8 protein-coding genes and 1 riboswitch are annotated in these 7,080 nt (G+C 65.4%); all 8 genes read left to right on the plus strand.

Going from position 1 to position 7,080, the window contains the following annotated elements; translation table 11 throughout:
* The first annotated feature begins 16 nt into the window (after positions 1–16).
* On the plus strand, positions 17–397 hold the full coding sequence (locus Q0176_RS10925) for a RidA family protein (protein WP_299302875.1): 381 nt from the start codon (positions 17–19) through the stop codon (positions 395–397).
* Positions 398–588: 191 nt separating this feature from the next.
* Positions 589–981, plus strand: a complete 393-nt coding sequence (gene yajC, locus Q0176_RS10930; protein WP_347713122.1) for a preprotein translocase subunit YajC — start codon at positions 589–591, stop codon at positions 979–981.
* A 179-nt stretch (positions 982–1,160) separates the two neighbouring features.
* Entirely contained in the window at positions 1,161–2,570 is a 1,410-nt protein-coding gene (gene secD / locus Q0176_RS10935) for a protein translocase subunit SecD (protein ID WP_299302878.1), read from the plus strand.
* 12 nt (positions 2,571–2,582) lie between these two features.
* Positions 2,583–3,437, plus strand: coding sequence for a protein translocase subunit SecF (secF, locus tag Q0176_RS10940; protein WP_299302881.1), 855 nt, complete (start codon positions 2,583–2,585; stop codon positions 3,435–3,437).
* A gap of 155 nt (positions 3,438–3,592) precedes the next feature.
* Positions 3,593–4,648: a M42 family metallopeptidase gene (locus tag Q0176_RS10945; RefSeq protein ID WP_299302884.1), complete on the plus strand. Its 1,056-nt coding sequence runs from the start codon at positions 3,593–3,595 to the stop codon at positions 4,646–4,648.
* Positions 4,649–4,822: 174 nt separating this feature from the next.
* A riboswitch (SAM riboswitch) is annotated at positions 4,823–4,925 on the plus strand.
* A gap of 103 nt (positions 4,926–5,028) precedes the next feature.
* A complete protein-coding gene (locus tag Q0176_RS10950) occupies positions 5,029–6,096 on the plus strand; it encodes a methionine ABC transporter ATP-binding protein (RefSeq protein ID WP_299302887.1) in 1,068 nt (355 codons plus the stop codon).
* Entirely contained in the window at positions 6,053–6,721 is a 669-nt protein-coding gene (locus Q0176_RS10955; protein ID WP_299302890.1) for a methionine ABC transporter permease, read from the plus strand. Before Q0176_RS10950 ends, Q0176_RS10955 begins: the two co-directional genes overlap by 44 nt.
* Positions 6,722–6,827: 106 nt before the next feature.
* On the plus strand, positions 6,828–7,080 hold a 253-nt coding region (locus Q0176_RS10960; RefSeq protein WP_299302893.1), incomplete at its 3' end, for a MetQ/NlpA family ABC transporter substrate-binding protein.

Here is a 7,080-nt window from a genome sequence, read left to right on the forward strand (position 1 = left end):
TTTGGAGGGTGATTTTATGAAAAAAATCGTCAGCACCGACAAGGCCCCGGCGGCCATCGGCCCCTACAGCCAGGCGGTCCAGGCCGGGCAGTTCCTCTTCGCCTCGGGACAGATTCCCCTGGACCCGAAGACCGGAAAGATGGTCTCGGGCTCCGTGCAGGATCAGGCCGTGTGCGTCCTGGAGAACGTGAAGGGGGTCCTGGAGGGCGCGGGCTATTCCCTGCAGGACGTGGTGAAGACCACGGTCTTCGCGACGGATATGGCGAACTTTGCCGCGGTGAATGAGGTCTACTCGAGGTATTTCGGCGAGAATCCCCCGGCCCGCTCCTTCGTCGCCGTCAAGGCACTGCCGAAGGACGCGCAGGTCGAGATCGAGTTCGTGGCCTGGAAGGCGTAGATCGTTCCCATCCCGCAGCCGCCCCCGTGCGTATCCGGGCGGCCTGCGATATGGCGTCTGATATAATCAAGAGTCGCGTTTCTCTTTTGCGAGTCGTGCCTCTCGTCGGGTGCTCGTATTTCCGCCGAGGGGCAGTTTTGTGACTGGAGCGGTTTTGTCTTTCAGTTCAAGTCTTTAAGGAGGAGATCTCATTGGCGGATCAGGCTACGACGACGACGGCGGTTTCTCCCTGCGGTGCCACCGGCGGAGGAACGGCGGGCGGCGAGGGCGGCGCAGCGGGAGGGGCTCAGAGCATGATGGGGATGCTCTTTCCCCTGGCGGTATTCGTCCTCATCTTTTACTTCTTCATCATTCGTCCCCAGCGCAAGCGCCAGAAGCAGCACGAGGGGCTGATCTCGAGCATCGGGCGCGGGGACCAGATCGTGACGATCGGCGGGTTCTTCGGCACGGTGCGGGAGGTCCGCGACGATACGTTCCTGATTGAGCTGGCGGAGGGCGTGCGGGTGCGCATCCTCAAATCCGCCGTCCAGACCAAGAAGGTCGTCACTCCGTCGACGCCTGCCTCGGAGGAAAAGAAGGACTAGGGAAGCGCCGACGGGAACGAGACTGCCTATTTTATCGGGAGTGACTATGCAAAGCATCTTTAGGCAAAAGAGGTAAAAATTCGGGCAGCGGGGCCGCCGCGGTGCTGCGGCCTCGTGCCCGTTCTGCGGCATCGCCTCTGGTGCGGGCGATGCGACAATCTGGATTCAGGGGGATAAGCATGATTCGTAGAGATCGTCTGCGGCTTTGGGTCGTGGTGATCGTTGTCTTGGCCGCGCTGGCCTATGCGTGGCCCGTGGTGGGGAGGCTCAATATGGGGCTCGACCTGAAGGGCGGAGCCCATATCGTCCTTCAGGCCAAGGATACCCCGGAGGCCCCCGTGGAGAAGGACAGCATCGACCGCCTGCTGGCCGTGCTGCGCAACCGGGTGGACCAGTACGGCGTTGCGGAACCGATCATTCAGAAGAGCGGCCAGGACAGGATCATCATCGACCTGCCGGGCATTCAGGACCCGAACGCCGCTCTGGAGCTGATTGGAAAGACCGCGCAGCTGGACTTCCGTGAGGTGCTGGACGTCAGCGCCCCGCCTCCGCCCTCGCCCGAGAGGAAGAATTACGACAGCGACGAGCAGTTTGCCCGCGCCCAGGAGCGCTGGAGGTCGGCCGCGGCGCTCGGGAACAATGCCAGCGCGGACTTCTCGGCCCGGGCCGCCGGAATGGAGGGGGCGATCGTCGCCCCCAGCGAGGACGAGCGCGAGGGGACGGAGGGAGGACGCTACTACCTGCTGGGCAAGGTGCTGCTCTCCGGCAAGGAGCTCAAGGATGCCGCGGTGAACCCCGACAGCCTGGGCCGCATGGGGGTCTCCCTTTCCTTCAACTCCGAGGGGGCCCGGCTCTTCGAGGAGGCCACGGGCCGCCTGGTGGGGAAACAGATCGCCATCGTGCTGGACGGCGTGGTGATCTCCGCGCCCGTCGTTCAGGACCGCATCTCGGGCGGCAACGCGCAGATCACGGGGCGCTTCTCTCCGGACGAGGCCTCGCGCCTGGCCATCATGCTCAAGGCCGGCGCGCTGCCCGTGGCGGTCGAGATCGCCGAGAACCGTTCGGTCGGCCCCAGCCTCGGCGCGGACTCCGTCCGTCAGGGGCTCCAGGCCGGCCTCTTCGGGGCGGGCATGGTGCTCGTCTTCATGCTGATCTACTATCAGTTCCGGGGGCTGGCCGCAGACGTCGCCCTGGCCGTGACGATGCTCCTGGTATTCGCGGGGCTTATCGCCTTCAACGCGACGCTCACCCTGCCCGGCATCGCGGGCATCATCCTGACGATCGGCATGGCCGTGGACGGCAACGTGCTGATCTACGAGCGCATCCGCGAGGAGCTGCGCGCCGGAAAGACCTCCCTTGCGGCGCTGGACTCGGGCTTCCGCAAGGCGCTCGTGACGATCCTCGACTCGAACATCACGACGCTGATCGCGGCCGTCGTCCTCTTCTACTTCGGCTCCGGATCGGTGCGCGGCTTCGGCGTCACGCTCTCCATCGGCCTCGTGGCCAGCGTGTTCTCCAACGTCGTCGTGACCCGTGCGCTCCTTCAGATATTCATGAGCCGAAAACAGAACGCCCTGAGGCGCAGCTAGGAGGTGGACGCGATGAATTTTAATTTGATGGGGTACCGCAGGCCGGCGCTTCTTCTGAGCCTCGTCCTGGTCGTCCTCAGCCTGGGGCTCCTGCTTTTCAGGGGCCTGAACCTGGGCATCGACTTCACGGGCGGCAACGTCATTCAGGTGGAGTTCGGGAACCGGCCCGACGTGGCGGAGGTCCGTGAGGTCGTCTCCGCCGTCGTGGCCAAGGGGGCGATGATCCAGAACTTCGGCGAGGCGGGCATCATCATCCGCACCAACGAGGATACGGAGGGGAGCCGCGAGCAGGTCGTCAAGGTCCTGCAGGAGAAGTACGCGGACATGAAGGTCATCGGCTTCGAGAAGGTCGGTCCCGTCGTGGGGCGGGAGCTGCGCAACCAGGCGATCGTGGGCATCTCCATCGCCCTCGTCGCCATCCTGATCTACATCACCGTGCGCTTCCAGTTCCGCTTCGCGGTGGTGAGCGTCGTCCCGCTGGTGCACGACGTGGTGATCGCCCTGGGCTTCTTCAGCCTGACCCAGATGGAGATCGCCTCCTCGTTCATCGCGGCGCTCCTGACGATCGTGGGCTACTCGCTGAACAACACGATCATCATCCTGGACCGCATACGCGAGAACTGGCGGGACCTCCCGAAGGTCGGCATCGTGGAGCTGGTCAACCGATCCGTGAACCAGACGCTCTCCCGGACCATCAACACGACGCTGACGACGCTCTTCCCCGTCGCGGCCCTGTGCGTCTGGGGAGGGCCCGTGCTGGCCGCCTTCAGCTACGCCATGCTCGTGGGCATCGTCGCGGGGACCTACAGCTCCATCTTCGTCGCCACGGGGTCTTTGATCGAGTGGTGGCTCCGGAAGCCGGAATAGCCGAGAGAAACGCTGTCTTGATCGGCGCTTCCTTGATTTGGGGCGGCCCTTGAGGGCCGTCCCTTTTTTTGAGGACAGGCGGCCGCTCTTCTGGTAAACTTTCGGCAGGAAAAAGTTCCGAACGGAAAAACTCCCAAGGTGAAGGGGCTGGCAGATTGTCGTACAACATGGATCGTATTCTGGATTACGCGGTGAGCCTGACTCTGGAGCTGCTGGCGATACCGTCCGTCGCGGGGGACTGCGTCGAGGCGATTCAGCGGGTGTCGCACGAGTTCGAGGCCCTGGGCCTTCCCTTCGAGGAGACGAACAAGGGGGCGCTCATCGCCGTCTGGAGGGGTTCGGACGACGAGCGTCATCGGGTGGTCTCCGCCCACGTGGATACCCTGGGCGCCACGGTGCGCCGGATCAGGCGGAACGGCAGGCTGAGGCTCTTCCCGCTGGGCGGCTTCGACTGGCGCAGCTTCGCGGGGGAGAACTGCTTCGTCCGCACCCTGGAGGGGCGGGAGTATCGGGGGACCGTGCTCCCGGACCATGCGGCGCGCCATGCCTTTGCCGAGGCCATACGCAACGAGGCGCACGACCTGGACAACGTGGAGCTCCGCCTGGATATCCGGACGGACTCCAGGGAGGCGACGGAGGCGTTGGGGATCCACTGCGGGGATCTGGTCTTTTTCGACCCCAGGAGCGAGCTGACCGAGACGGGATATCTGAAGTCCCGATTCCTGGACGACAAGGTCGGGGTCGCCATACTGCTGGGGGCCGTCAAGGCGATGCGGGAGCAGGGACTTTCCCCCGCTCACACGACGCACTTCTACATCAGCAACTACGAGGAGATCGGGCACGGCACCCCCGTGATGCCCCCGAAGACCGTCGAGGCCGCGGCCGTGGATGTCGGCGTGGTGGCGGAGGGGTGCGCGTCGAGCGAGCACGCCGTGACGATCCTGTCGCGCGACGGCGTCCTGCCCTACGACCGTGAGGCGGTGCTCCAGCTGAAGCGCCTGGCGGACGACGAGGGGATCCCCTACCGGATCGACGCCTACATCAACTATGCCTCGGACGCCTCGGTCGCGGTGAGGAGCGGCAGAGACGTGCGGGCGGTCTGTTTCGGCCCCGGGACGGAGGCGACGCACCATTACGAGCGGACGCACCGCGACGCGGTCGACGCGTCGATCCGCCTGCTGGCCGCCTACCTCCAGTCGGAGATCGCTTAGCCGCGGCGGGCTTACATCCGCTCGATGGGATGGGCTGTGCCCGGACCGGCCCGACGTGGAGAACTCGCGGACTTTCGCGGGCCCGGACGGTCCTGGGGAGGAGGCGGGAGGACGGCCCTTGACAGCGGGGGCCCCTCCCTGTATCATACGCACCACAATCGAATAGGACTTGCGACATCATCAAGAGCGGCGGAGGGAAAGGCCCTGTGAAGCCGCGGCAACCCTTGCGAGAGCAAAACGGTGCCAATTCCTGCAGGTATATCCTGGGAGATGATGGGTGCTTGCAGCGGAGTTTGTCCGTCGTACAAAGCCCCCTTCCTCGCGGAGGGGGCTTTTTTTGTGTTCGGCACGGGCGTCGGGATGGGAGAGGTGAAGGGGTTTTGATTGTTCTGGAGGATGTGTGCAAGGATTTCGACACGGAGGGGGGATGCTTTCACGCCCTCAGGGGGGTGAGCCTCTCGATACGCAAGGGGTGCATCTACGGCATCATCGGGCGGAGCGGCGCGGGCAAGAGCACCCTGGTGCGCACGATCAACCTGTTGGAGCGGCCGACGTCCGGCCGGGTGACCGTCGCCGGCGTGGACCTGGCGGCCCTGTCCCCCGCGGAGCTTCGCCGTGCGCGGCGCGGCATCGGCATGATCTTTCAGGGGTTTAACCTGCTGGAGTCCCGCAGCGTGGCGGGTAACGTCGCGTTCCCCCTGGAGCTCGCGGGCTGGGACGCCGCGCGCATCGCGGGCCGTGTGGACGAGCTTCTGGAGCTGGTGGGCCTGGGGGGGAAGCGGGACGCCTATCCCGCGCAGCTCTCCGGGGGGCAGAAGCAGCGCGTCGGCATTGCCCGGGCTTTGGCCCCTGAGCCCAAGATCCTGTTGTGCGACGAGGCGACGTCGGCCCTCGACCCCCAGACGACGCGGGAGGTCCTGGGGCTCCTGCGCGACATCAACCGCAAACTGGGCCTGACGGTCGTCCTGATCACCCACGAGATGGCGGTCATCAAGGAGATCTGCGAGGAGGTCGCCGTGCTGGATGCGGGGCGGGTGGTGGAGTCGGGAGCGGTCTTCAAGGTCTTCACGGTGCCGCAGTCCCTGGTGACGCACGAGCTTGTGGCGAGCGTGATGACGCGGGACATCCCTCAGCATTTCGCGGCGCTGGACTTTTTGCGGGAGCCCGAGGCGGGCTGCGGGCTCCTGCTGCGCGTCTCCTTCCTGGGGGACACGGCGGCGGAGCCGATCATATCGGGGGTGGTCCGCAGGTTCGGCGTGGACGTGAACATCCTCTACGGCGCCATCGACCACATCCAGGGGGTGCCCTACGGGACGCTGGTGGTGGAGCTCTCCGGCAACGGGAACCGGGACGCCGCGATGGAGTATCTCAGGAATCTGAATCTCGGACTGGAGGTGATCGGCTATGTCCGCCGCAATCTGGGGACTTCTGTGGCAGGCGTCGTGTGAGACGCTTTATATGATAGGGCTGTCGGGGCTGCTGGCCTGCGCGGGGGGGATCCCCCTGGGCGTGCTGCTGGCCGTGACGTCCTCCGGAGGGCTGATGCCCAGCCCCTGGCTGAACCGCACGGTGGGGTTCGTGGTCAACGCGACGCGGTCCACGCCCTTCATCATCCTGATGGTGGCGATCATCCCGCTGACCCGGCTGATCGTGGGACGGTCCATCGGGACCTCGGCGGCCGTCGTACCCCTGGCCCTGGCGGCCCTGCCGTTCATGGGGCGGCTTGTGGAGAGCGCACTGAACGGGGTGGATGGCGGGGTCGTCGAGGCGGCTCAGGCGATGGGGGCGTCGCCCGCTCAGATCGTCCGGAAGGTCCTCTTTCCCGAGGCCGTGCCCGACCTGCTGCGCGGCGTCACCCTGATGCTGGTCAACCTGGTGGGGTACTCGGCCATGGCGGGCGCGGTCGGGGGCGGCGGGCTGGGGGACCTGGCCATCCGCTTCGGCCACCAGCGGTTCCGGCCGGACATCATGCTGGCGACCATCGTCGTGATGATCGTCATGGTGCAGGCCATCCAGACCGCCGGGGACTGGACGGTTCGGGCGGTGCTGCGCCGCAGAGGTATGGAGGGATAGCGGCGTTTTGCGGTTTTTTGCTTTGTGCGATGGGGTTCAGGGGAGCTCGCTCCCCTGATGGGGTGCGGCGAAGTTCGTTCGATGGATGGTTAAGGAGGTTGTCGTTGTGTTGAAGAAGTTTGGGGTTCTGTTGAAGAAATTTGGGGTTGTGTTGGCGGCGTTGTTTGTCCTTTCCCTTGGGGTCGGAAGTGCGGAGGCGGCGAAGATCAAGCTGGGTGTGGACGGGGGTCCGCATGAGGAGATCGGCGAGCTGGTGCAGAAGCTCGCGGCGGAGAAGGGGCTCGAGGTGGAGCTGGTGCGCTTCGCGGACTTCATCCTTCCCAACGCCGCGCTGGCCGACGGGGATATCGATGTGAACT

Source organism: uncultured Fretibacterium sp. (assembly GCF_938040765.1).
Classification (GTDB): Bacteria; Synergistota; Synergistia; order Synergistales; family Aminobacteriaceae; genus CAJPSE01.